The 201-nt window shown below is 54.7% G+C and carries 1 rRNA gene (only partly in view); it reads right to left on the reverse strand.

The features are described 5' to 3' along the window. Positions 1–201: ribosomal RNA gene (locus tag AS888_RS17170) — 16S ribosomal RNA — on the reverse strand (its annotated part continues 80 nt past the right edge of the window); the annotation flags it as partial.

Here is a 201-nt window from a genome sequence, read left to right on the forward strand (position 1 = left end):
GTCGGCTACGCATCGTCGCCTTGGTGAGCCATTACCTCACCAACTAGCTAATGCGCCGCGGGCCCATCTATAAGTGACAGCGTAAACCGTCTTTCCATCTCCCTTCATGCGAAGGAAGAACGTATCCGGTATTAGCTCCGGTTTCCCGAAGTTATCCCAGTCTTATAGGCAGGTTGCCCACGTGTTACTCACCCGTCCGCC

It is taken from the genome of Peribacillus simplex, assembly GCF_001542915.1.
Lineage (GTDB): Bacteria > Bacillota > Bacilli > Bacillales > DSM-1321 > Peribacillus > Peribacillus simplex_B.